This window comes from Halanaerobium kushneri (genome assembly GCF_900156285.1).
In the GTDB taxonomy this organism is placed as follows: domain Bacteria; phylum Bacillota; class Halanaerobiia; order Halanaerobiales; family Halanaerobiaceae; genus Halanaerobium; species Halanaerobium kushneri.
This window is the reverse complement of sequence record NZ_FTNC01000001.1, coordinates 232238-255981: the sequence shown is the minus strand read 5'-3', so window position 1 is coordinate 255981 and position 23744 is coordinate 232238. Positions and strand designations below refer to the sequence as shown.

The window sequence follows — 23744 nt, the reverse complement described above, 5'->3', positions numbered from 1 at the left end:
AGTAGAATATTTTGGAGGTGCAAGTATGGCAAAAATTAGAGTTTATAATCTGGCTCATGAGCTGGATATGGATAGTAAAGAAGTAATTGAAATACTAAATGATCTTGATATTGAGGTATCAAGTCATATGAGTACAATAACTGACGAAACAGCAGAACTTGTAAAAGGAATGTATGCAGAAGATAGTACTGCAGAAGAAAACGAAAAGGCTCACAAAGAGGCTATCAAAGCTGAAGCTGAGGCTGAGACTGCAGAAGAAGCAGAGACAGCTGTGGAAACTGAAACTGAAATTGAAGCTGATGAGGATGCAGTAGAAATCGAAACTCCAATTACAGTTAAAGAATTTGCTGAAGAAGTAGGAGAGGCTCCCAATAATTTAATTGTAGAATTAATGAATATGGGAGTAATGGCTAATGTGAATCAGAGTCTGGATGAAGACACTCTGGAATTACTGGCTGAAGAGCTTGGAATAAAGATAAAATTGAAATCCGAGGAAGAAGAGAAGGCTTCTCTAAGAGTTGGACCGGAGATTGAAGATAAAGAGGAAGATTTAGTAGTTAGACCCCCTATTGTTACAGTAATGGGTCATGTTGACCACGGTAAAACTACTCTTTTAGATGTAATTAGAGAAAGTCGGGTGGCAGGCAGTGAAGCTGGTGGAATTACCCAGCATATTGGTGCCTACCAGGCAGAGGTTGATAATAAAAAGATTACTTTTATTGATACACCAGGTCACGAAGCTTTTACAGCTATGAGAGCAAGAGGAGCTCAAATTACTGATATTGCGATTTTAGTAGTTGCTGCAGATGATGGAATTATGCCTCAAACAGAAGAGGCAATTAACCATGCTAAGGCTGCAGGGATTCCGATTATTGTTGCGATAAATAAAATTGATAAAGCAAATGCCCAGCCCGAAAGAGTAAAACAGGAGTTAACCGAATATGGTTTAGTTCCTGAAGATTGGGGTGGAAATACAATCTGTGTTAATGTTTCTGCACTTCAGAAACAAAACATAGGTGAGCTTTTAGAAATGATTATTTTGGTCTCAGAGATGGAAGAATTGAAAGCAAATCCTAATCGACTGGCGGAAGGTATAGTTATTGAGGCCGAACTTGATAAAGGACGGGGACCTGTTGCAACTGTGCTGGTCAAAAATGGTACTTTAAAAGTAGGTGATCCAATACTTGCTGGTTTAACTTCCGGTAGGGTCAGAGCAATGTTCAATGAATATGGAGATTCTCTGGATGAAGCAGGCCCTTCTGCAGCTGTTGAGGTACTTGGTTTTAATGAGGTTCCTGCAGCAGGTGATTTTGTTCAGGTCTTAGAAGATGAACGTCAGGCAAGAGATGTAGCCTCTGACAGACAGGCTGAAAAAAGACAGGCTGAACTTAGATCTGATGCCAAGGTTTCTTTAGATGATCTTTATAAGCAGATTCAGGAAGGTGAAGTTAAAGAACTGAATATTATTATTAAAGCTGATGTTCAGGGTTCAATTGAAGCACTTAAAGCTTCTCTGTTAAGACTTGGTACAGAGGAAGTAACAGTTAATGTTATTCACACAGGTGTTGGTGGTGTAAATGAAACTGATGTCAACCTTGCCAGTGCTTCCAATGCAATTATTATTGGATTTAATGTTAGACCTGATAATAATGCTCTCAGGGCAGCTGAAAAAGAAAAAGTTGATATTAGAACTTATAGAGTTATCTATAAAGCTTTAGAAGATATTAAAGATGCTATGGCTGGACTGCTTGATCCTGAGTTAAGAGAGGAAGTTACAGGTCGGGCAGAAGTTAGAGATACTTTTAAAGTTCCTGATGTAGGTATTATTGCCGGAGCTTATATTACTGATGGTCATGTAAACCGAAATTATGATGCCCGTCTGATCAGGGATGGAGTAGTTATTCATGAGGGAACAATTTCTTCTCTCAAGAGGTTTGAAAATGATGTCAGAGAAGTAAAATCAGGTTATGAATGTGGAATTGGAATTGAAAATTATAATGATATTAAAGTTGGAGATATTATTGAATTCTATACTTATAAGGAGATCAAAAGATCCTTATAGAGGTGAGGTAAAATGACAAATAAACGTGCAATAAGAGTTGGAGAATTATTAAAAGAGGAAATTAGTCAGATTGTTCTTAGAGAAATGAAAGATCCAAGAATTGGATTTGTCTCTGTAACCGATGTCGAAGTCAGCGGAGATCTAAGACATGCAAAGGTCTTTATCAGTGTTTATGGGAGTGATAAAGAAAAGGAAGAAACTCTGGAAGGTCTCCAGCAGGCTCAGGGTTTTGTCCGTAAACTTGTGGGAGAAAGAATTAAAATTCATCATACTCCGGAGATAATTTTCCGTTATGATGATTCCATTGAAAATGGAGTTCATATTTCAGAAATAATCAAAGACCTTAAAGAATCAGGAGAGATAAAGGAGTCTGACTCTGATGCAGAAGAAAATTAAAGAAATTATTAAAATTATAAATGAAAATGATAATTTTTTAATTGTTGGCCATGTTGGTGCAGATGGTGACAGTATCGGTTCAGTAACTGCTTTAACTCGATTATTACAAAAAGAAAACAAAAAAGCCAGAGCCTATCTGAATCGAGATACTCTGGCTCCTTTTTCTTTTCTGGAAGTTAAAGAAGAATTCTTTTATACTGATTCAGAGAAACTAAAAAATGAAATAAAGGCTGATGATTTTATATTAATCACCCTGGATTCCGGAACGTTAGAGAGAATTGATCTGGATCCAGGATTTATAGAATCAGCGCAAGCAATTATTAATATTGATCACCATGAGGATAACAGCTGTTTTGGCAAAGTAAACCTGGTTCAACCAGATCGGGCTGCAGTGGGAGAAATTATTTATAATTTTGCTGTAGAATTTTTGGGAGATAATATTCCGCTTACTATTGCTGAACCTCTGGCTACGGCAATTATAACTGATACCGGTGCTCTGCGTTACGAAAACACATCTTCTAGAGTTTTAAGAATACTGGCTGATTTAATGGATTTCGGGGTTAATATTTATAAAATAAACAAAAAAATATTTGGTAGTTTAAGCTATAAGGCGCTGGTGTTAAAAGGTCTGGCTTTAGCTACACTAAATAGAAGTAAGGATGGTAAAATAGCCTGGCTTTATGTCAGCCGAGAAATGATGCATGAAGCTGAAACCGATTATACTGAAGGCCTGGTCAGTCTGGCCAGAGATATAGAAAATGTAGAAATAGGAATATTATTTACAGAGGAAGAAAAAAAGGAAATCAAGGTAAGTCTGCGGTCAAATTTTTATGCAGAGGTAAATAAACTGGCGGCCGAATTTGATGGTGGAGGTCATCCTCGAGCTGCAGGTGCAACTGTTACTAAAACTCTGGCGGAAACAATCGATTCTGTGGTAGAGGCAGCGAAAAAATATGTTTAATGGTACTGCAAATATATTAAAACCTCCGGGTATTTCTTCCTTTGCATTCATCAAAAGTTTGCGCTGGCTGCTTGATGAAAAAAAGGCCGGCCATACAGGGACTCTGGACCCAGCTGCCGCTGGAGTTTTGGGTGTCTGTTTTGGTAAAGCAACTAAAACTATACCCTTTTTAGATGATAGTCGTAAAGAATATATTTGTGAAATGAAACTTGGGACAAGAACGGATTCTCTGGATTTAGAAGGCCAGGTTATCAGAGAAGATTTAAATTGGAATTATCTTAGCTCAGCTGAAGTTGAGGCAGCTATAATAAGTTTTAAGGGTAAACAGCAGCAGATACCACCAATGTATTCGGCTCTTCATTACGAGGGGAAAAGACTCTATCAGTTAGCCAGGAGGGGGATTGTGGTGGACAGAAAAAGCCGAGAGGTTGAGATATTCAATCTTGAAGTGCTGGAAATTAATTTGCCATTAATTCGCTTCAAGGCAGAAGTATCCCGCGGAACTTACATTCGTTCACTGGTGAGAGATATTGGTGAAAAATTAAATACCAATGCTGTGATGACTTTTCTGCTTAGAACTAAATCAGGTCCTTTTTTGCTCGAAAATTCAGTGACTTATGAGCAGATTGAAAAAATGGGTCCGGATATCTTACTTAAACCGTATGAGCCACTAAAACTACCCCGTTATACGATTAAAGACGAGGAATATCAACGAGCTGAAAATGGCAACTATTTAATTAAAGAAAATTTTGTGGAAAGTGAGCTAAAAATTGAAGTTGGAGAATATTTTCTTCTCTTTTCAGAATCAGGAAAGTTTTTAGCAATCAGTCAGCATCAACTTGAAGATGATTATCATATTTATCAGCCACATAAAGTTTTTATTTAGTTCTGGAGGAAATCTATATGCAGGTTATAACAAGTAATGAATATAATAAATTTAGAGATAGTAATACCTGTCTTGCAATTGGAGCTTTTGATGGTTTACATAAAGGTCATCAATTAATTATTAGCCAGGCGCTTAAGGAGGCCAAAAAAAATAATTATCCAGCTGCAGTTTTATCTTTTCATCCTCATCCCTTAGAAATTATTCCTGGCAAAAACCCACCCCCTTCTATAGTTTCCAGACAGCAGAAAATTTCTCTTCTGGAAGCCATGGGTGTTGATTATTATTTTGAACAGGAGTTTAATCAGGAATTTGCTCAATTAAGAGCAGAAGAATTTATCAATAACATTTTGCTTGCTAGCTTAAGAGTAAATACTGTAGTTGTTGGTGATGATTTTCGTTTTGCCTATAAAAATGAGGGAAATGTTGAAATTTTAAAAAAAATGGGTGAGCTGCATGGTTATCAGGCCAAAATTATTTCTCAACTTCATGCTAGTGATGACCGGATATCAAGTACAAGGATTAGAAGTCTGCTTAAAAACGGTAAAATAAAAAAAGCTAAAAAGCTGCTGGGAAGATCATATCAGATTTGCGGTAAGGTAGTACATGGTAAAAAAAGAGGCAGGAAATTGGGATTTCCCACAGCAAATTTAAGTCTGGAGACCAATTATGCTCTTCCACCTGAAGGTGTTTATGCTGTTAAAGTACATCATTGTGGAAAAGAATATATTGGAGCAGCTAATCTGGGTTATAATCCCACTTTTAATAATCAGGATATTTCTTTTGAAGTTTATATTTTAGATTTTGAAGGTGATCTTTACGGACAGAGATTATGTGTGGATATTATAGAATTTATTAGAGGCGAAAAAGATTTTGCTGCTAAAGAAGAATTAATCAACCAGATGCAGCAAGATATTCTTTACACGCGCGAGCTTTTATGTTAAAATTATAAAGAAAGTTTTAAATTACCGCTGGCTAGGATTTCGACTCTCCGACGTCTTCTTGGCCTGTGGCGAATTGTTTTTACAGGAGGTGAATTTATATGTTAAGTAAAGAAGAAAAGCAAGAAATAATTAAGGAATATCAGTTAGAAGAAGGCGATACTGGTTCAACTGAAGTACAGGTTGCTCTTTTAACTGCAAGAATTGCTGAGTTAACTGAACACTTAAAAGACCATAAAAATGATCATCATTCACGAAGAGGATTATTAAAAATGGTAGGTAAAAGAAGAAAGTTACTTAGATATTTACAAAATAATGATGTTCTGCGTTATCGTGAATTAATTTCTAAATTAGGTATTCGCGGTTAATAATGCATACTAAAAGAGCGGGGCAATCCCCGCTCTTTATTTGAATAAGGAGGAAAAAACATGAAAGAATGGACAATTGATTTTGCCGGTGATGATTTTAATTTTCAAACCGGTAAACTGGCCAAACAGGCCAATGGTTCAGTAGTAGTCCGCTGTGGAGATTCACAGGTTTTAGTTACAGCTGTTATGGATGAACCGAGACCAGGAATGAACTATTTTCCTTTAATGGTTAATTATGAGGAGAGAGTTTATGCAATCGGACAGATTCCTGGTAGTATTATGAGAAGAGAGGGAAGACCCAGAGATGAAGCTACTTTGGCTGCTAGAGTGATTGACCGCTCTATCAGACCACTATTTCCAGATGGTTTTCGTCATGATGTACAGATTGTAGCAACAATTTTATCTGTAGATGATGATCATGATCCTGAAGTTCTGGCTTTAAATGGTGCTTCTGCTGCTTTAACTTTATCTGATATACCTTTTGCAGGACCTATCGGAGGAGTGAAAGTTGGACTTGTTGATGACGAAATTATTATTAATCCAGATGCAGAAGAAAGAGAAAATAGTGATTTGGATCTTGTAGTTGCAGGTAGTAAAGATGCTATTATGATGGTAGAAGCAAGTGCGAACGAAGTAAGTGAAGCAACTGTTTTAGAAGCAATGAAAGCTGCGCATGAAGAGATCAAAAAGATTATTAGTTTACAGGAAGAAATGCGCGAAGAGGCTGGAGAAGAAAAATTCCACTTTGAGCCACCAACTGTTGATCAGGAAATTCAGGCCAAAGTTGATCAGATTTTAGGTGATAAGCTGAAAGAAGCTATTCAGATTCAGGAAAAACAGCCTAGAAGTGATAGAATTGATGAATTAAAAGCTGAACTCAAAGAAACCATTAATCCTGAAGAGGATGAAGAACTCGATTCTCAAATTTCTTTAGCTTTTGAAAAAATGTTAAAGAAATCAGTTAAGAGTTTAGTAGTTGAAGATGGAATTCGTCCTGATGGTAGAGATTATGATGAGATCCGACCTATCTGGGCAGAAGTTGATTTTGTACCAAGGGCTCATGGATCTGGTATCTTTACCAGAGGTGAAACTCAGGCCTTAAGTGTTTTAACATTGGGTTCTTCAAGTGATGAACAGACTCTATTTGGTCTTGGGGAAAATGAAACCAAACGCTATATGCACCATTACAATTTCCCATCCTTCTGTGTTGGCGAAACTGCGCCTATGCGCTCACCAGGAAGAAGAGAAATTGGTCATGGTACCTTAGGTGAAAAGGCATTACTGCCAGTAATTCCATCCGAAGATGAGTTTCCATATACAATCAGAATTGTTTCTGAGGTTTTAGAATCTAATGGTTCTTCCTCACAGGCAAGTATCTGTGGTAGTACTTTAGCCTTAATGGCTGCTGGGGTACCAATTAAAGCACCTGTTGCTGGTATTGCTATGGGATTAATGAAAAAAGATGATGATGTTGTAATTTTGTCTGATATTCAGGGCTTTGAAGACTTTAATGGAGACATGGACTTTAAAGTTGCTGGTACTAAAGATGGAATTACAGCTTTACAGATGGATATTAAATTAAAGGGTCTATCTTATGATATCTTAGAAGAAGCTCTAGAAAAAGCTAAAAAAGGTAGAATGCATATCATGGGTAAAATGCTGGAAGTTATACCTGAACCTCGTCCAGAACTATCAGAAAATGCACCTGCAATTATCACCATGAATATTGATCCAGAAAAGATCAGATTTGTTATTGGTCCTGGTGGAAAGATGATCAATAAGATTATTGATGAAACTGGAGCCAGCATTGATATCGAAGACGACGGTCTGGTTAAGATTATGACCGAAGATCAGGAAGGCGGCCAGCAGGCTAAAGAAATGATTGAGCGCTTAACTGAGGAAGTTAAAGTTGGTAAAATTTATCAGGGTAAAGTAAAGAGAATCATGAACTTTGGTGCTTTTGTAGAAATTTTACCAAATAAAGAAGGGCTTGTTCATATTTCTAAATTGGCTGATCATCATGTAAAAGAAGTTGGCGATGTTGTTTCTGTAGGAGATGAAATTCCTGTTAAAGTTATTGAAATAGATAATCAGGATAGGATTAATTTATCTCTAAAAGATGCAAAAAAAGAGCTGGACAATAAAGAATAAATATAATAAATAAAGTTAAAGTATTATATTAGTGAATAATAATCTTGATAACTGGAGATGACTCTTAAATGATACTGGGTAAACATGTTTCTATAGCTGGTGGTCTTGATAAATCTTTTCAAAGAGCAGCTGATATTGGCTGTAATACAATGCAGATTTTTGTTAAAAATCCACGTGGCTGGAAAATGCGTGAGGTTGAGCAAGCTGAAATAGAGAGGTTTAAGAAAGCGAGACAAAAACATAAAATTAATCCAGTTGTAGTACATGCTGCCTATCTAATTAATTTGGCATCTCCTAAAAAAGATTTATGGGAAAAATCAATTTCAGCTCTTAAGTCTGAATACCAGCGCTGTGACAGGCTCGGAGCTGAATACCTGATTTTTCATCCCGGCAGTCATACTGGTTCTGGTTTAGAAAATGGTATCCAAAAGATTGCCAGAGCACTAAATATTATTTTTGCTGAAGTTGAGAGTGAAACCATGATTCTTTTAGAAAATACTGCTGGTGCAGGTACCAGCATTGGCGAAGGATTTTCTCAGCTTAAAGCAATTATTGATCAGGTTGATCAGTCAAATAGGCTTGGAGTTTGTATCGATAGCTGTCATGCTTTTACAGCTCACTATAATCTGGCAGAGAAAAATGGTTTAGAAGAATTAATCAGTGATTTTGATAATATTCTTGGTCTGGAACAATTAAAAGTTTTTCATCTTAATGATTCTAAATTTGACTGCTGTACTAACAAAGATGAACATGCTCATATTGGAGAGGGTAAAATTGGAAGCAAGGCGTTTAAACGAATAATTAATCATTCTAAATTAAGAGATAAAGTTTTTATTTTAGAAACACCATGGTTTGATAAAGAGAAAGATGATGATGTTATTTTATTAAAAAAACTAAGGGAGGACTAAAGTTGTCTGCTAGTGCTGAAATGTTATTAGAAGTTAGCCAGGAAATAAAACAAGAAATAGAGGCAGCATCCGGCAATGAAATTTTTATTAGAGCTCAATTGAATAATAAAGATATTATAGAAGAAATTGAAGTTCTGGCTAGAGGCAACAGTTATTCTGCACCTGCAGTAATAAATAATTTAATGCCCGGGGAAATAGTTATTCACAATCATCCATCGGGAGATTTAACTCCCTCAGCAGCAGATATCCGACTGGCCGCCAAAATGGCTGCAAGAGAAATTGGTTTTGCAATTATAAATAATCAGGCAGATCAGATTTATGTAGTAGTCGAAGCTGGAACTAAAAAAGAAAAGCAAAAATTGAACAAAAAGGAAATTTTAAGTTATTTTAAAAAAGAGGGAAAGTTGTCCCAGGAATTAAAAGGCTTTTCTGAGAGAAAAGAACAGCTGATAACAGCCGAAAAAATTATTGATTCTTTTAATCAACATCAATTTGATTTTATTGAGGCTGGAACCGGGACTGGTAAATCCTTTGCTTATTTAATACCTGCTCTTTTTTATAATAATTTAAATCAGGCCCGGATAGTAGTTTCTACAAATACAATTAACTTACAGGAACAGCTGATTAATAAAGATTTAGTTACTCTAAAACGAGTTTTGGATTTTGATTTTAATGCAGTTTTAGTCAAAGGAAGAAGTAATTACCTCTGTTTAAGAAAATTTAAAAATTTTAAAAAGAATTTTGATAATCAAGAATTAGAGCTTGAAGAAAAAATTTTTTATGAATTAGATGATTGGAAAAAAAATACTGAAAGTGGAGAAAAAAGCGAAATTAATTTTCAGTTACAAAATAAGATCTGGAATCAAATTGCTGCTGAAAGTGACCTTTGTTTAAAAACCTCCTGTCCCTTTTATTCTAATTGTTTTTTTATGAAAGCACGCAAGAAGATCTATAAAGCAGATATTTTAATTGTCAATCATCATCTCTTACTTTCTGATGCGAGGGTAAAAGATGATACAGGTTCAGTTGATAGAGGTATTCTGCCTAACTTTAATCATTTAATTATCGATGAAGCTCATAATATTGGTGAAATTGCAACTGATCATCTTGGCTACCCTCTTTATCAACCATTGATGGACAACTGGCTTAAAAGATTAAGTGGTGATAAGAAATCGCTTTTAGCAGAGATTAGGGAAGATATTGCATTTACAGTTGATTCTGATCAAAAAAGATTGCGAGAAATATTGGACAAAAAAATTATTCCTACAACGCAAAAGATTAGAGATCTGATTCCACAGTATTTCAATGAACTAAAAAATTTAATTTCAAATTATAAAGATAAAAAAATAACCATCGATGATAATTTGAAAAATAACCCTAAATGGAACGAATTTTATCAAACAGCAGAAGATCTGGCTGCTTATTTGAAAAATAATTTTTCTTTTCTGCAGATCATATACGAAAATTTATATCTTGGTTTAGAAGCCGAAACTGATGAGAGCGAAATGAAAATCAAATCTAGTTTAAATCGCTGCCAGGATCTGATTAAACGTATAGAATTCAATTTGCAGGCCGAAGATGATGATTATGTTTTCTGGCTGGAATCAAGCTATTATAGAGGTTCTGAGCAGATTGTACAGAAATCAGCTCCAATTGATGCTGGGAAATTTCTGCCTGACATGCTCTGGTCTAAATTAACAAATGTAATTTTTACTTCTGCTACTATTACAGCTGCGGGTTCATTTGATTATTTTTATCGAGAAACTGGCATTAAAAAAGCTGAAGAACTAAAGGTGGAATCTCCTTTTGATTATTCAAAGCAGGCTGAGCTTTTAATTCCTTTAGATTTTCCTGATCCAGGTAATAAAAATTTTTTAAAAGAACTTGTCAGCAGTTTAAAAAAAATTATATCTAAATCCCGGGGATCAACTATGGTCTTATTTACTTCTTACAGAATGCTGAGTTATTGTTATAATAATTTAAAATCAGAACTTGAAGAAAAAGGGATTCGGATCCTCTCCCAGTCAAAATTATCTCGAAATTATATAATGCAGGAGTTTCAAAGTGAATATCAAACAATAATCTTTGGGACTTCAAGTTTTTGGGAAGGGGTTGATTTGCCCGGAGATTTACTCAAATATTTAGTTATGGTTAAACTGCCATTTCCGGTTCCTGGAGAGCCCCTTTATAAAGCCAGGGAAGATCTTTTAAAATCAAAAGGCTTAAATCCATTTTATAATCTTGCTTTACCACAGGCAGTTATAAAATTTAGACAGGGTTTTGGCAGATTAATACGTTCTAAAAAAGATACAGGATTTATCATTCTATTTGACCGAAGAGTTATAAGCAGATCTTATGGACGCCAATTTTTGGATTCAATTCCATCAGATTGTCCGATTCTGGAAATAAAAGCTAAGGATATTATTAAAAAAATTGAAGATAATGGAGTTTAGAATATGCTAAAAATAAAAATATTTACAATAAACTTTTTAATATCATTTATAATAGTTTTACTTTCAGTTACTGTTATTGCTGCTCCAGACTTAAGTTTGATTTATGTTATTCAGCAGGGAGACACCTTATCCGAGATTGCGGCAGAATATGATGTTGATATTAATAAATTAAAAGCAGTAAATAACATTTCCAATAAAGCAAATATAAAAATGGGAGATGAGTTAATAATTCCTCAGGAAAAAAGTGAGAAAAGCAAAAATAAGAAAAAATTGTTATTTAAGGAATTTAACTCTACCAAAGAAGAATTATCTTTTACTATAAATACTCATTATGCTGCCAGAATTAATCCGGGTCATCAGGCACCAAATATTGATAAAATTCCAGAAGATAAAATTATAAATTATTATGTGGGGCCTGGAGATACTCTATATGATCTGGCAAGAGATTTTAGTACTACCATCGGGACAATTCTGGCTCTTAATAACAGGGAAAATAGTTTTTTGCGAAGTGGAGAAAGAATACGGCTTCCAATTAATAATTTAACTTCACATCAAATTTTAAATCAGAGAGTTAGCAAACAGGAACTTGATCTTTTAGCCCGTGCAGTCTATGGTGAATCAAGGGGAGAACCATATGCCGGTCAGGTTGCGGTAGCAGCAGTTATTATCAATAGAGTTTTGAGCCATCAGTTTCCAGATACCTTTGCTGAAGTAATCTATCAGGGGGGGCAATTTTCTGCAGTTAGTGATGGCCAAATTAATTTAAGCCCCAATCAGACTGCTTATAGAGCAGCAAGAGAAGCTTTAAATGGCAGTGACCCGACAAATGGAGCACTTTATTTTTATAATCCCAAAACAGCTACCAGAGTTAGCTTTTTTAAAGGGAGAAGGGTAGTAACTAAAATAGGAGATCATGTTTTTGTAGAATAGGGGTGAACTTTTTGTTAAATAATTTTTGCAGAACTTTCCAGCTTTCTAAAATAAAGCTGGCTTATTTTTTTACTATAATTATTATACTTTTCAGCAGCTCTGTTCTGGCTCAAGAAAACTTTATTAATAATTATAGTTCCCAAAGGCTGGTACCAATTTATCAAGTAGATAGAGATGATAACAAAATAACTTTAACAATTGATGGTGCCTGGGGAAGTAATAAAACAGAAGCACTGCTGGAGTTATTTGAGCAGCAGGAAATAAAAGTGTCCTTTTTCTTTGCCGGTATCTGGCTTGAAAATAATCCTGAGCTGGTTCAAAAAATATTAGAAGCTGGGCATCAAATTTATAATCATTCCTACAGTCATCCTCATTTTAACAACTTAAATAAAGATGAAATAATCAGTGAACTTAAAAAAACTGAAGCAATAATTAATAAATATCAAAACCATGAAAATAAAATCAAACTTTTTCGACCACCTTATGGCGAATATAATAATCTTGTAATTAAAACAGCCAGGAAATTAGGTTATCAGGTGATCCAGTGGAGTCTTGATTCTCATGACTGGATGAATCCAGGTAAAGAGTATATTCTGCAGAGAGTTGTTTCCAATATTAATTCCGGTGATATACTTTTATTCCACAATAATTCAAATAATATTGTTGAGATATTAAGAGAAATTATTCCACTCTTAAAAAAAGATTACCAATTTGTCAAAATTGAAGAGCTAATTTATAATAATAATTATCAGATAAGTTCTCTAACTGGTTTACAATATAAAATGAAAGGTGATAATAATGATAATTAAGGTAGAGAGAGTAAATAAAGAAATTGAGTTACCCAGATATCAGCACCTGGGTGAGGATGCAGGACTTGACCTGCATGCTGCAGAAGAATTAACAATTAAAAGTGGGGAATATGAATTAATCAAAACTGGACTTAAAATTGCTGTTCCTGAAGGGTATGCAGCCTTTGTTTATCCTCGCAGTGGTCTGGCTTTAAAAAAAGGAGTAACAGTTTTAAATGCTGACGGAGTAATTGATTCTGGTTATAGAGGTGAAGTAGGAGTAATTTTAATTAACCACGGGGAGCAAGATTTCAAAATTAATTTTAATGATAGAATAGCTCAATTAATTATTCAGAAGGTAAATATTATCGAGTGGCAGGAAGTCGATAATTTAAGTAAAAGCCAGCGAGGAGAAGGCGGTTTTGGTCACACCGGAATAAAAAAGAATTAGGAGAGGGAAATTGTTATGTCTACAATTAAAGTTCCAGCAACATCTGCAAATTTAGGTCCCGGTTATGATACTCTGGGGCTTGCTTTAAGCCTGTATAATGATTTTGATATTAAAAAGCGAAAAGATCAGCAATTAAAAATTACAATTATTGATCAAAACAAAAATAAAGAAATTAAAATTGCCAGAAAAGATAATCTAGTGGCTCTGGCTTATCAAAAATATTTTGACTTTATTGCTGAAGATTTAATTGGAGCCGAAATAACTGAAAAGATGCACACACCACTCGCCCGGGGTCTCGGGAGCAGCTCTTCGGCTATTATTGGAGGGCTGGCTGCAGCGGCTATTGTCTCTGGGAAATTAATTAGTAAGACTGATTTTATTCAGCTGGCTGTTGATTTAGAAAAACATCCTGATAATGTAGTTCCAGCCCTTGTTGGTGGACTAACAATAAATTTTTATTGCAAAAATAACTATGATTATTATAAAATAGATATTGAGCAGGAACTTGATTTTATTCTGGTAGTGCCCGATTTTGAATTAAAAACTGAAAAATTAAGACAGGTTTTACCAGAAGTAGTAGATTATCCAAGTGCTATTAATAATCTGAGTAGAGTCAGTTTGCTTACAGCTGCCTTTATAAATAGAGAATATCATCTGTTAAAAACAGCAATGGAGGATCAGCTGCATCAACCATATAGAAAAAAACTAATTAAAGGATTTGACCAGGTGCTTGCAGCAGCCTATGAAAGTGGTGCTTATGGAGCTGCATTAAGTGGAGCTGGCCCAACTATTTTAGCCTGTACTCAGAAAAAATCTGATCAGATTGCCCAAAACATGAAAAAAGTTTTTGCATCTAATGCTGTCAAAACGGATATTTTTAAGGTAAAAGCCTGTAATCAGAGTCTGTATCAGAATTTAAAAGAGGAGATATCTTAAAATGATTAAACTGGCCCTGATTGCCAATCAAAAAGAATCATTAGAGCTTTTTCTTAATTTTTTTAATAAAAATAAAACTAAAATAGAAAAGTTAAGCTCACAAAAGCTGGAAATTAAATATATTTATGATGTTTCTGATCAAAATAAAATTGAATATTTTTTAGCTGCCAGTCTAAATAAAATAGAGCTTATTAAAGATTATCAGAGCCTTATTAATACTGCTGAAATTGATATTATCATTGAATTGGAGAGAAAATTTAATTCTGCAGATTATTTACTTCAGGCTTTGAAAAATAAAAAAATTGTAATTACAAGTAATCATAAAGTACTGGCTGAAAATTATCTAATCCTAAAAAAAGCGGAAGCAGAATTTAATACTAAATTATTTTTTTCAGCTTCTTTTTCACCACTACCAGTAAAAACGCTTATTGATAACTTTTATGCTCTGGATGAAGTAACTGAAATAAATGCTGTTTTAAATGCAACAACCAATTATATTTTATCAGAGATGGGAAAAAACACTGTAAGTATGAAGGAAACAGTTGAACAGGCAAAGGAAGCAAGTTATACAGAAGATAATCCTGAGCTGGATTTAAGTGGTTCGGACAGCCTTAATAAATCTATTTTAATGACTGAGCTAATTTTTAATAAGGCTTTTGATTTTTCAGCAGTTAGTTCCCGGGGAATTAAAGGAATCACCAGTTATGATTTGATTTATGCAGCTGAACTGGGTTATAAAATAAAATTGATTTGTACTATAAAAAAAGAAAAAGGTAAATTATATTTGGGAGTAAGGCCTAATTTAATTTCAGAGGATTCTTTTCTGGCAGATGTAAATGAAAACAGTAATGGAATTGAAATTATTTCAAATTATAATTCTAAAGTTATTTTTAAAGCGGAAAATAATGATTTAGCTCCTTTAAATCTTCTAAGTCAGGATTTGATTAAAGCAGCCCGAATTAGAGGTGGTTATGATAAAGTCTTATTAGAAGAGCCTGGACTAAATGAAAATAAATTAATAGATCTTTATCAGCATCAGGAAAATTCTTTTTATGTCAGGCTCCAGCTTGAAAAAGACAAGAAAATAATAGAAAATATCAAAAAAATATTTTCAGAAAAAAATCTGGCGGATTTAATTTTACATGATGATTTAACTGAAACACCACTACTGCCAGTAATAATTATAACCAAAGAAATTAAAGAAAAAGTTTTAGAAAAATTATTAAAAGAAGTAGAGAATGTAGAAGGAGTTCTGACTGTTAATAATGTAATAGCAGTTAAAACACACTAGCAAATATAATTAACAATAGGAAGGTGAAACAGTTGTCACTAATTGTACAAAAATATGGAGGTAGTTCAGTAGCAAATCCCGATTTGATTAAAAATGTTGCCAGAAGAGTAATTGAGGGTTATGAGGAAGGCAACCAGATGGTAGTTGTAGTTTCTGCAATGGGAGATACTACAGATCATTTGATAGAGTTGATGGGAAATATAACTGATGATCCAGATCCAAGAGAAGTAGATATGCTTTTAACCACTGGAGAGCAGGTTTCAATTGCTCTTTTAACAATGGCAATACATTCGCTGGGATATCCGGCAATTTCTTTAACAGGAAGTCAGATGAAGATAAAAACTAATGAAAAACATAACCAGGCCATGATTACAGATGTTGATACTACTCGACTCAGAAAAGAACTGGCAGAGAATAAGATTGTCATTGTAGCCGGTTTTCAGGGGATTAATGATAATCAGGATTTTACAACTCTGGGTCGTGGCGGTTCTGATACAACAACAGTTGCTGTTGCTGCAGCCATGAATGCCAATCGCTGTGAAATATATTCTGATGTTGATGGTGTTTATACTGCAGATCCCAGAGTTGTTAGTGATGCAAGTAAACTTGATTCTATTTCTTATGAGGAAATGCTGGAACTTGCAAATCTTGGTGCCAATGTTCTTCATCCCAGAGCAGTAGAACTGGCAAATAATTATAATTTAGAGTTATATATAGCTTCAAGTTTTAATAAGACAGTAGGAACTATTGTTAGAGGAGATGAGAAAATGGAAGGCAAAAAAAATGTAGTTGGAGCAGCGAGTGATTTAGGAGAAATAAAAATTACTGTTGAGAGAGTGCCAGATGAGCCCGGTATAGCTGGCAAAATGTTTAAAGCTCTTGCAGATGCGGGTGTCAATGTTGATATGATTATTCAGAATCTGCAGCGGGATGAACTAAATGATATTACCTTTACTATTAATCAGGAACAGGAAAAACTGGCAGTTAAAGTTCTAAATAAGATAAAAGAAAAGCTAAAATTTGATAATTACACAATAGATCAGGATGTTGCAAAAATTTCTATTGTTGGGGCCGGTATGCAGTCAACTCCAGGCATAGCTGCAAGAATGTTTACTTCATTTGGCGAAAATGATATTAATATTGAGATGATTACAACTTCTGAAATTAAAATTTCCTGTTTGATAAAAAAAGAAGAAGCAGATAAAGCTTTAAATGTTTTGCATAAAGAATTTCAGCTGGACCAGATTAATAATTAAATATTGCAAAAATTTGATTTTTCGCGTATAATTAAAACAGGCAGTAGAAAATTCGCAGTTTAAATTACTGCTCTGACTTTATTATTCTAATTATACTTTAAGGAGGCCAAATTATGAATGTAAAGAAGAAAGGTGAAGTTTATCGCTGTGAAATCTGTGGTAATGTTGTTGAGGTAAAAGAAGCTGGTGGAGGCGAACTGGTTTGCTGTGGGGAGCCGATGAAATTAGAAGAATAATTAAAAAAATAATCTGGGCCCGGGGTTTATACTCCGGGCTTTTAAATGCTTTAATTTGAAATAAATTATAAAATTTAATTATTTCTTAAAGGATTTCGCTCTGCTTGCGAGAAGTTATAATAATAGAAATTAATCCAAAAATAGTTTAAAATATTAAATTGAATAACTTTAAAAGAACTTCGGGGAGGAAATTTATAAAATGAATTATTTTGAAAAGAAAAAAATAAAAGATATTCTGGAAGATAAGATTAATGATTATAAAGATGTCATTGTCATGGGCTGGGTAAGAACTAAAAGAGTTTCAAAAAATATTGCCTTTATAGAAATCAATGATGGAAGTGCTTTGAAAAATTTGCAGCTTGTTATTTTAAATCCTGAGCAACATCCTCTGGCTGAGATTAATACTGGTGCAAGTATTAAAGTCAAAGGTTATATTGATAAAGTTGAGGGTAGAGAACAGGATGTAGAGATGAAAGCAGAAGAGATTGAAATTATTGGGGAAGCACCAGAAGATTTTATTCTTCAGAAAAAAAGACACAGCTTTGAATTTTTAAGAGATATTGCCCACTTAAGAGCCAGAACCAACACCTTCGGGGTTGTAAATCGCTTCCGTAGCAAAATGTCTTATGCGATCCATGATTATTTTTACAATAAGGATTTTAAATACATACATACCCCAATTATTACTTCTGGTGATGCAGAGGGAGCCGGGGAAATATTTAAGGTGAGCACACTTGATTTTGATAGTTTACCCCGTACTGAAAAAGGGGAAATTGATTATTCTCAGGACTTCTTTGCTCAGGAGACAGGTCTAACTGTAAGTGGTCAACTGGAAGCAGAATTACTTGCTACAGCTTTAGGTGATGTTTATACTTTTGGGCCAACTTTTAGAGCTGAGAACTCTAACACCTCCCGTCATGCTTCAGAATTTTGGATGATTGAACCAGAAATGGCTTTTTGTAATCTGGATGAAATGATGACATTAATGGAAGATTTTATTAAAAATTTATTCAGGTTTGCTCTAGAGGAAGCAGAGGAAGAGATGGACTTCTTTAATCAGTGGATTGATGAAGGTCGCCGGGAAATGATCGAAAAAATTATTGAAGCTGATTTTGGTCGTATAACCTATACAGAGGCAATAGAGATTTTAGAGAATTGTGACCAGGATTTTGAATATCCAGTTAGCTGGGGTGTAGATTTGCAATCTGAGCACGAAAGATATTTAACAGAAAAGCATTTTAAAAAACCAATTATGGTTAGAGATTATCCAAAAGAAATTAAAGCATTTTATATGCGTCAGAATGATGACAATAAAACTGTTGCAGCTGTAGACTGTCTGGTACCTGGAGTTGGTGAGATCATCGGCGGAAGTCAGCGTGAAGAAAGATATGATAAACTAAAAAGCAGAATGGAAGAACTGGAAATGGATCTGGAAAAATATGAGTGGTTTTTAGATATAAGAAAATATGGTTCAGTACCGCATTCTGGTTTTGGACTTGGTTTTGAAAGACTGCTAATGTATCTTTCAGGAATGCAAAATATTAGAGATGTTATTTCATTCCCACGTACACCGGGTAACGCTAAATTTTAACTATAATTAATTATTTTTATAAGAGGAGAAAAGAGATGTTAATAAAGAAAAAAACATTACTGATTATTATAATTGCAGTATTTTTTGTTGTAGTTATAAATTTTTCGCTCTTTGCAGCTGAGAACATTAAAAGTGAAATTCTAATTTATTCAGCTGAACCAGAAGGAGTCATGGCAGCTGTTGCTGCTGCGCGGCAGGATAAAAAAGTTACTCTGGTGATGAAAAGAGAAAAGCCGGGAGGTTTAATGACCTATGCTGCTCTCAATTTTCTGGATTTAAATTATGATGGAAACTCAAATAATATAAATAAAGGATTATTTTCAGAGTGGCATCAAAAAGTTGGCGGATCCATTTCTTTTACTCCTCAAAAAGCTGAAAAAGCATTTATGGAAATGCTGGCAGCAGAAGAAAATATTCGAATTATTAATTCAGCTCAACTGCAGCAAGTTAAGCTAAATAATGATACAATTAAATCGTTAAGAATAAAAAAAGGAAATCTTGTTTATAATATAGAGTCTGATTTTTATATTGATGCTTCTCAGGATGGAGATCTTGCTGCAGAGGCAGGAGAAAAATTTTTCCTGGGTACAGCTGATATGAATTTAAAAAATAGCTGGATGGCTTCTACCCAGATCTTAAAGTTTTCCAATGTTAAACCTGCAAGACTAAAAGAGGCTCTTAAAAATAATAAATATCGGGCAAGTTATTTTAGAGATGATCATGCCTGGGGTTTTTCTGAATTTGGCAAAAGTTATCAGCCGCAGGCTTCAAACTTACGTCTGCGGGGTTTAAATATTGTTTTTATAAAGAATCAAGAAAGCTATGACGCTTATATCAATGCACTGCTTTTATTCAGGGTAAATCCTCTATTAGAATCATCTCTTAAACAGGCAAAAAAGAAGGCTGCAGTAGAAGCAGAATCAATACTCGTTTATCTTCAACAAAACTTAGCTGGCTTTAAAAACTCAGAACTTGCTGATTTACCGCCTGAACTTTATCGTAGAGAAAGCAGACATTTTTTAACAGAGTATCAGCTTGGTGTGGATGATTTATTTCGTCAGAAAATATTTTTTGATGCTATAACTCTGGCATCTTATCCGCTGGATTATCAGGCTGCGGATCATGATTATCCAGGTTTTGTGATTTTTAATCCAGAATACTATTCTATTCCGTTAAGGTCTTTAATTGCTCGAAAAAATAACAATTTATTGATAGTTGGACGCAGTAGTGGTTATAGTTCTCTGGCAGCTGCCAGCAGTCGAGTTTTACCGGTTGGAATGAATACGGCAGAAGCAGCAGCTATAGCTGCTGCCGAGGCATTAAATAAAAATAAAAATCTGCTGGAGATTGCTAAAGATAAAGCAAGTTTAAATAAAATTCGGTTCAATTTAAATCTTGATTTAAGTAATTATCCTCTCGAAAAACCAATTATAAAAGAAGAGAAACTGTTATTGAGCCTGGAAAAATTACTTTCCTGGGGGATTACTATTGGTGGCTATAATAATAATTTTAAATTAAATATTATTCCTACGGAAAAAGAATTTACAGCTATAATTTTAAAAATCATGCAGAAAAAGGAAGCAGAAACTCTATACGAATGGGTTCCTGGTAGTCTTGAAACTTTAAGTAGAGATCAAAAATTGAGTACTTATAATGCACTAAAATTATTGCTGGCAGCAGAAAGTCAGCGGGTTTTAGAAATGGAACAGAAGGATTATTTTAAGAAAGCTCTAGAATTAAAATTAATACCTGAAGATTTAGAAGGTATTTTGGCTGAAAATAGAAATATGAGTCGCAGAGAAATGATTATTTTGTCAGCACATTTTTTAGATCGTTTTAGAACTCCATCGGAATTGAAATACATAAGGGGTGAATAATTTGACTAAAGCCAGCTACCATACATATTATCCCTCACCAATTGGTATCTTAAAAATTGAGTTTAATAACCAGGCATTATTAAGAGTTGAATATGATGATCATCTAAGGGAAGTAAAAAACAACTGTCAGAAAAATTTTTATGAAGATCCAGAAATTTTAAAGATTTATAATCTGATTTTTGATCAATTAAATCAATATTTTATGGGGCAGAGAAACTTTTTTGACATTCCTATTCAACTTAGCGGAAGTTATTTTGAGTTAAAAGTCTGGAAATTCATTCAGAAGATTCCTTATGGTAAAACATTTTCATATTCAGAACTGGCAGCAGCAATTGGAAATTCAGGTGGTGCAAAAGCAGTTGGTCATGCAAGTTCTCGTAATCCCATTGCAGTTATTATACCCTGCCACAGAGTGATTGCCGCTGAGGGTAAACTCAGTCATTATTCAGGTGGAGTCTGGCGTAAAGAATGGTTATTAAAACATGAAAATAATAGAAGTAAAAAATTAGAAAGGAAGATTTCTTTTGTCTAAAGAATTAAAACAAAGAACAGAAATTAATGATAAATATAAGTGGAATTTAAATGATATTTATGCTGATGATGAAACTTTTGAGACTGAACTGGAACTGGTATTAAAGAAAGTTAAAAATATTAAAGATTTAAAAGAAGATTTTACTGAAAGCGCTGATCAATTACTTTCTTCTTTAAATGAAATTATTGATATTGAAGAAAAAACAGCTCGGTTATACGCCTATGCTCACATGAAATATGATCAAAATACGCAACTGGAAAAATATCAGAACTACAAAAATAAAGCAATGATGTGTTATAATAGATTGTCTGACTCAACCTCTTTTATGGTTCCAGCTATTATTCAGCTGGGCGAGGATAGATTAAATAAGTATAAAAAAGAAAATAGTAAGCTGGAATTTTTCGATCATTTTTTTGATAATATCTTAAGACAGCAAAAACATTATCTTTCTGCTGAAGAAGAAAAAATTCTGGCTTTAGCGGGAGAAGTTACACAGAGTTCAGAAAACATATTTAGCATGTTAAATAACGCTGACCTCGAATTTCCGCTGATTAAAGATGAAAATAATCAAGAACTGCGTCTGACTCATGGTAGATATATTGACTTATTAAAAAATGAAGATAGAAGAGTTAGAAAAGATGCTTTTGAGGGAATGCATGGTGAATATCAGGATTTGGAAAATACCTTTGCAGCTGTACTTGACAGTTCAGTTAAGGGAGATATTTTTTATGCCCGTGCCAGAAAATATAACAGTGCACTGGAATCTGCTCTTGATAATGATAATATTAGTACAGAGGTTTATAATAATTTAATTGATACGGTTTCGGATAATCTCAAGCCACTGCATCAGTACATGGAACTAAAAAAAGAAATGCTAGATCTGGATGAGCTTCATATTTATGATACCTATACACCATTAATCAAGGAAGTTGACCTTAAGTTTGAATATGAACAAACAAAAGATATAATAAAAAAAGCAGTTAAACCGCTGGGAGAGGACTATATTAATAAGGTTGAAGAGGGTTTTAATTCGGGCTGGATTGATGTTTATGAAAATAAAGGTAAGCGTTCCGGTGCTTATTCCAGCGGCTGCTATGGGGTTCATCCCTATATTCTGATGAACTATACTCAGGATATTAGCAATCTCTTCACTTTAATCCACGAGATGGGACATGCTATGCACAGTTACTATTCCAATAAAAATCAGCCCTATTTATATGCCGATTACAAGATTTTTGTAGCTGAAGTAGCCTCAACTCTAAATGAAAACTTACTTTTAGATTATATGCTAGAAAATGCAGAAAGCAGAGAGGAAAAACTCTATCTTTTAAATTACTTTTTAGAAGGTTTTAGAGGAACCGTTTACAGGCAGACAATGTTTGCTGAATTTGAAAAAATGATTCATGAGACTGTAGAGACGGGTGAAGGGTTAACTTCTCCGAAAATGAAAGAAATGTATAGAAAGTTAAATCAGAAATATTTTGGTAAGACTCTTGTAATTGATGAAAAGCTGGACTATGAGTGGGCCAGGATCCCTCATTTTTACTATAACTTTTATGTTTATAAATATGCTACTGGCTATTCTGCCGCAGCTGCCCTGGCTGAAAAAATCCAGACAGAAGGAGCAGAAGCTGCAGCAGATTATTTAGAATTTTTAAAAGCTGGAGGTAGTGATTATCCTCTTAATATTTTACGAAAAGCTGGAGTTGATATGGAAAAGTCGGATGCTATAGAAAATGCAGCTGCTAAATTCAAAAAATATCTAAAACAGCTGCAGAAGTTAATATAAATTAGTTCATTTTCAATTTATTCACTAAAGAAATTAATGATATCCTGAGCACATCTTTCTTTTTCAACATCATTGACGATTACATGGGATGATTTTTGATAGATTTTCTGATCTATTAAAAATTGTCCCATTTTTTTATTTAAATAATTTTTAATCCGTTCACTGGCTACCTGTTCATCATTGTTGGATAAGATAAGTTGGGTTGGGGTTTTTATTTTAGAAACATTTTTTCTTCCTTTTTTCATTAATTTATATAATTCAGCCAGAGCCTGAGGATAATAATTAAAACTGTAGTTATTATGATAATCAATTTCTGCTTTTGATAAATTTCTTTTATCAATTTTGAAATTATTGTCCATTTTTTTAATAAAATATTTAAGATAAGGAGCAAAAACTATATTTTTGTTGACTGTAAAAAAGGCTGGGGCAACAAGTGATAATTTATCAACTTTAAAGTTTGAGGCTACCATTGCTGCCAGCAGTCCTCCCATTGAAAGACCTGAAATATAAATTTTTTGATAATTATTTGCTAAAAAAAGATAACTATCTACAGCTTTACGCAGCCACTGTTCAGCACTGCTGTTTAAAAAATCAGATGTATTAGTTGCATGGCCGGGCAATCTGGGTATATATACAGCTAAATTAAGCTGATTATTAATTTTTTTTGCAACAAAATCCCAGTTGCTGCTTTTGCCTCCAAAACCATGGATTAACAGTACTGCTGTATTTATTCTATTATCATTAAAACCATATTTAATCTCTCTTCCAAGAGGATTAACCTTTGTTAAGCTATCTATTTCATTTAATTGCAATTTAAACCCTCCATTTTTTCTCTTTCTTTAATCTTATTATATCATTTATTAAAATTCAAAAGAATATTATTTTAAATTCATAAATAAAAGTGATAGAATGATATTTAGAAAATAAATTTAAACTGCAGGAGG

Annotated in this window: 21 protein-coding genes; 20 read left to right on the top strand and 1 reads right to left on the bottom strand. The window is 33.9% G+C overall.

What is annotated here, in order from left to right; translation table 11 throughout:
• The first annotated feature begins 25 nt into the window (after positions 1 to 25).
• From infB to pepF, 20 genes are all read left to right on the top strand, one after another.
• Positions 26 to 2062, top strand: a complete 2037-nt coding sequence (infB, locus tag BW929_RS01205; protein ID WP_076543535.1) for a translation initiation factor IF-2 — start codon at positions 26 to 28, stop codon at positions 2060 to 2062.
• 12 nt (positions 2063 to 2074) lie between these two features.
• Positions 2075 to 2458, top strand: a complete 384-nt coding sequence (gene rbfA, locus BW929_RS01200; protein ID WP_076543534.1) for a 30S ribosome-binding factor RbfA — start codon at positions 2075 to 2077, stop codon at positions 2456 to 2458.
• Positions 2442 to 3419 (top strand): DHH family phosphoesterase, encoded by a 978-nt coding sequence (locus BW929_RS01195; protein WP_076543533.1) that lies wholly within the window; start codon positions 2442 to 2444, stop codon positions 3417 to 3419. Before rbfA ends, BW929_RS01195 begins: the two co-directional genes overlap by 17 nt.
• A complete protein-coding gene (gene truB, locus BW929_RS01190; protein WP_076543532.1) occupies positions 3412 to 4305 on the top strand; it encodes a tRNA pseudouridine(55) synthase TruB in 894 nt (297 codons plus the stop codon). The genes BW929_RS01195 and truB overlap by 8 nt, the downstream gene beginning before the upstream one ends.
• Before the next feature lie 17 nt (positions 4306 to 4322).
• On the top strand, positions 4323 to 5246 hold the full coding sequence (locus BW929_RS01185) for a bifunctional riboflavin kinase/FAD synthetase (protein WP_076543531.1): 924 nt from the start codon (positions 4323 to 4325) through the stop codon (positions 5244 to 5246).
• 98 nt (positions 5247 to 5344) lie between these two features.
• Positions 5345 to 5611, top strand: coding sequence for a 30S ribosomal protein S15 (gene rpsO / locus BW929_RS01180; protein ID WP_076543530.1), 267 nt, complete (start codon positions 5345 to 5347; stop codon positions 5609 to 5611).
• 60 nt (positions 5612 to 5671) lie between these two features.
• Complete coding sequence (locus BW929_RS01175) at positions 5672 to 7762, top strand: polyribonucleotide nucleotidyltransferase (RefSeq protein WP_076543529.1); 2091 nt, start codon at positions 5672 to 5674, stop codon at positions 7760 to 7762.
• A gap of 68 nt (positions 7763 to 7830) precedes the next feature.
• The gene (locus tag BW929_RS01170) at positions 7831 to 8670 is read left to right on the top strand and encodes a deoxyribonuclease IV (protein ID WP_076543528.1); all 840 of its coding nucleotides are present in this window, start codon (positions 7831 to 7833) and stop codon (positions 8668 to 8670) included.
• Between the two features lie 2 nt (positions 8671 to 8672).
• Complete coding sequence (locus BW929_RS01165; protein WP_076543527.1) at positions 8673 to 11123, top strand: helicase C-terminal domain-containing protein; 2451 nt, start codon at positions 8673 to 8675, stop codon at positions 11121 to 11123.
• A 3-nt stretch (positions 11124 to 11126) separates the two neighbouring features.
• The gene (locus BW929_RS01160) at positions 11127 to 12053 is read left to right on the top strand and encodes a cell wall hydrolase (RefSeq protein ID WP_076543526.1); all 927 of its coding nucleotides are present in this window, start codon (positions 11127 to 11129) and stop codon (positions 12051 to 12053) included.
• A gap of 11 nt (positions 12054 to 12064) precedes the next feature.
• Positions 12065 to 12862: a polysaccharide deacetylase family protein gene (locus BW929_RS01155; protein WP_076543525.1), complete on the top strand. Its 798-nt coding sequence runs from the start codon at positions 12065 to 12067 to the stop codon at positions 12860 to 12862.
• On the top strand, positions 12852 to 13292 hold the full coding sequence (gene dut, locus BW929_RS01150; RefSeq protein WP_076543524.1) for a dUTP diphosphatase: 441 nt from the start codon (positions 12852 to 12854) through the stop codon (positions 13290 to 13292). Before BW929_RS01155 ends, dut begins: the two co-directional genes overlap by 11 nt.
• A 15-nt stretch (positions 13293 to 13307) precedes the next feature.
• The gene (gene thrB, locus BW929_RS01145; protein WP_076543523.1) at positions 13308 to 14228 is read left to right on the top strand and encodes a homoserine kinase; all 921 of its coding nucleotides are present in this window, start codon (positions 13308 to 13310) and stop codon (positions 14226 to 14228) included.
• Between the two features lies 1 nt (position 14229).
• Entirely contained in the window at positions 14230 to 15519 is a 1290-nt protein-coding gene (locus BW929_RS01140) for a homoserine dehydrogenase (RefSeq protein WP_076543522.1), read from the top strand.
• A 32-nt stretch (positions 15520 to 15551) separates the two neighbouring features.
• Entirely contained in the window at positions 15552 to 16775 is a 1224-nt protein-coding gene (locus BW929_RS01135) for an aspartate kinase (protein ID WP_076543521.1), read from the top strand.
• A 113-nt stretch (positions 16776 to 16888) separates the two neighbouring features.
• On the top strand, positions 16889 to 17011 hold the full coding sequence (locus BW929_RS01130; protein ID WP_076543520.1) for a desulfoferrodoxin FeS4 iron-binding domain-containing protein: 123 nt from the start codon (positions 16889 to 16891) through the stop codon (positions 17009 to 17011).
• A gap of 199 nt (positions 17012 to 17210) precedes the next feature.
• On the top strand, positions 17211 to 18602 hold the full coding sequence (gene asnS / locus BW929_RS01125; RefSeq protein ID WP_076543519.1) for an asparagine--tRNA ligase: 1392 nt from the start codon (positions 17211 to 17213) through the stop codon (positions 18600 to 18602).
• A gap of 35 nt (positions 18603 to 18637) precedes the next feature.
• On the top strand, positions 18638 to 20479 hold the full coding sequence (locus BW929_RS01120; protein WP_076543518.1) for an FAD-dependent oxidoreductase: 1842 nt from the start codon (positions 18638 to 18640) through the stop codon (positions 20477 to 20479).
• A 1-nt stretch (position 20480) separates the two neighbouring features.
• On the top strand, positions 20481 to 21011 hold the full coding sequence (locus BW929_RS01115) for a methylated-DNA--[protein]-cysteine S-methyltransferase (RefSeq protein WP_076543517.1): 531 nt from the start codon (positions 20481 to 20483) through the stop codon (positions 21009 to 21011).
• Positions 21004 to 22800, top strand: coding sequence for an oligoendopeptidase F (gene pepF / locus BW929_RS01110; protein WP_076543516.1), 1797 nt, complete (start codon positions 21004 to 21006; stop codon positions 22798 to 22800). The genes BW929_RS01115 and pepF overlap by 8 nt, the downstream gene beginning before the upstream one ends.
• A gap of 17 nt (positions 22801 to 22817) precedes the next feature.
• Here the strand turns inward: pepF and BW929_RS01105 are convergent, their stop codons facing one another.
• Positions 22818 to 23612: an alpha/beta hydrolase gene (locus BW929_RS01105; RefSeq protein WP_076543515.1), complete on the bottom strand. Its 795-nt coding sequence runs from the start codon at positions 23610 to 23612 to the stop codon at positions 22818 to 22820.
• Positions 23613 to 23744 lie beyond the last annotated feature (132 nt).

Excerpts from the sequence above, each read along its gene's own strand:
- infB (WP_076543535.1), top strand. The coding sequence starts at position 26 with ATGGCAAAAATTAGAGTTTATAATCTGGCTCATGAGCTGGATATGGAT.
- rbfA (WP_076543534.1), top strand. The coding sequence starts at position 2,075 with ATGACAAATAAACGTGCAATAAGAGTTGGAGAATTATTAAAAGAGGAA.
- BW929_RS01195 (WP_076543533.1), top strand. The coding sequence starts at position 2,442 with ATGCAGAAGAAAATTAAAGAAATTATTAAAATTATAAATGAAAATGAT.
- truB (WP_076543532.1), top strand. The coding sequence starts at position 3,412 with ATGTTTAATGGTACTGCAAATATATTAAAACCTCCGGGTATTTCTTCC.
- BW929_RS01185 (WP_076543531.1), top strand. The coding sequence starts at position 4,323 with ATGCAGGTTATAACAAGTAATGAATATAATAAATTTAGAGATAGTAAT.
- rpsO (WP_076543530.1), top strand. The coding sequence starts at position 5,345 with ATGTTAAGTAAAGAAGAAAAGCAAGAAATAATTAAGGAATATCAGTTA.
- BW929_RS01175 (WP_076543529.1), top strand. The coding sequence starts at position 5,672 with ATGAAAGAATGGACAATTGATTTTGCCGGTGATGATTTTAATTTTCAA.
- BW929_RS01170 (WP_076543528.1), top strand. The coding sequence starts at position 7,831 with ATGATACTGGGTAAACATGTTTCTATAGCTGGTGGTCTTGATAAATCT.
- BW929_RS01160 (WP_076543526.1), top strand. The coding sequence starts at position 11,127 with ATGCTAAAAATAAAAATATTTACAATAAACTTTTTAATATCATTTATA.
- dut (WP_076543524.1), top strand. The coding sequence starts at position 12,852 with ATGATAATTAAGGTAGAGAGAGTAAATAAAGAAATTGAGTTACCCAGA.
- thrB (WP_076543523.1), top strand. The coding sequence starts at position 13,308 with ATGTCTACAATTAAAGTTCCAGCAACATCTGCAAATTTAGGTCCCGGT.
- BW929_RS01140 (WP_076543522.1), top strand. The coding sequence starts at position 14,230 with ATGATTAAACTGGCCCTGATTGCCAATCAAAAAGAATCATTAGAGCTT.
- BW929_RS01130 (WP_076543520.1), top strand. The coding sequence starts at position 16,889 with ATGAATGTAAAGAAGAAAGGTGAAGTTTATCGCTGTGAAATCTGTGGT.
- asnS (WP_076543519.1), top strand. The coding sequence starts at position 17,211 with ATGAATTATTTTGAAAAGAAAAAAATAAAAGATATTCTGGAAGATAAG.
- BW929_RS01120 (WP_076543518.1), top strand. The coding sequence starts at position 18,638 with ATGTTAATAAAGAAAAAAACATTACTGATTATTATAATTGCAGTATTT.